The 1,503-nt window shown below is 61.3% G+C and carries 1 pseudogene; it reads left to right on the top strand.

Going from position 1 to position 1,503, the window contains the following annotated elements:
- Nucleotides 1-442: 442 nt before the first annotated feature.
- Nucleotides 443-1,503, top strand: a pseudogene (locus ABX749_RS32565) (hypothetical protein); the annotation flags it as partial.

Here is a 1,503-nt window from a genome sequence, read left to right as displayed (position 1 = left end):
AGATGGCTTCGCTGCGACCCCGTCGGGGTCGATGGGAATCCCGCGACCGGCTTCCCGGAGGTGGCGCTGCGCTGACCTCCGGCTACTCGCTGAAATCCCTTCGGGATACTCGGCTCGCTGGCGCGATCCCGGCGACGCGTTCCCCGAACGCTGCGCTGACCTCCGGCTACTCGCTGAAATCCCTTGGGGATACTCGGCCATCTCGCCGGCGGGTAACGCGGACTCTGGGCATTTCCGGGGGGGTGGGTGGACGCCAATTACAACATCGGCGCCGCGGATTAGCTAAACTCGGGCCATCCCCACTCTTCATTGCTTCCTCGTCATTCCCCACCGTGATCCCGCAACGATGCCTTTGTTCTCCAAATCCGCCGACCGGGGTGCCGGTCCGCCTGCTGCTGCGCGAAGACTAGCCCGCCCCCGAAATGCTGCGTCCCGACATCGGATGCGCCGAAAACTGCAGGCGGAAACGCTCGAAAAACGGCAACTGCTGGCGGCCGAAATCGAGCCCAATGATGTGCCGGCTTCCGCCACCGCCCTGCCCCGCGGCGACGTCTTAGAAGGCACCATCAGCTCCACGCGTGACGTCGATTTCTTTCGCGTCAATTTGAATCGCGGCGACCGCTTTTCGATCAACACGTTCAACGTCAACGCGCCCCTGTTCAGTCCCACGCTGCCTCCCGGACTCGAGATCTTGGATTCGAGCGGACGCACGCTGGTCACGTCCGATGACGGGGACGCCGCGCGGTTCGTGGCCCCGGCGACAGGCCAGTACTTCGTCCGCGTCGGTTCGGAAAACGTCTTCGGCACCTTCGTCGGCCCCTACGGCATGCAAAGTAGTTACACCGGGGCGCCGGCGAATTTTGAATCCGAACCCAACGGCACGCTTGCGGTGGCCGACGGTTTGAACGGACTGCTCGGCCAAAAAGTCATCGGACAACTCGCCGACGCTAGCGAACAAGACGTCTTTTCAGTGAGCGCTTCGGCCGGTCAAACACTGGTGGTTTCCTTTGCCGGTTTACAAACAACCAGTCCGGCGGTCGAGGTTCTCGATTCGCTGGGCAACGTGATCGGCGAAAACCAATCGGGAACCGGAATCGTTCTGCAAATCCAAGACGACCAACAAGTCTTCGTCGCACTCTCGGGCGCAAACTCATCCGGCCCCGTCTCCGGTGACTACGCGATGGTCGTTGATCTGGTCGACGACGCTCAGGCGTTCCCCGACCTCGGCGACTCCTTCGAAACGGCCGGACAGCTCGATACCACATCCTACCGCGGAAACTTCGTCGGCATCCTTGATGGTCCCTCCGATCGCGACTTGTTTCAGTTCGAAATCGACGACATCGAATTTCTACGGTTCGATCTGCAACTCAGCGGCAGCGAACAAATCGTCGAAAGCGGCAAAGAAATGCGGCTCTACAACGCGTTCGGGCAAGAGCTGATCTATTCACCCAACGGCCGGATCTCGACCGAGGTCGACGATGCCCTGGTGCCGGGCAGCTACTT

The organism is Stieleria sp. (assembly GCF_041595215.1).
GTDB lineage: Bacteria > Planctomycetota > Planctomycetia > Pirellulales > Pirellulaceae > Stieleria > Stieleria magnilauensis.
Note: the sequence above shows the minus strand (reverse complement) of the source record. Positions and strands in the feature narration are given on the sequence as shown.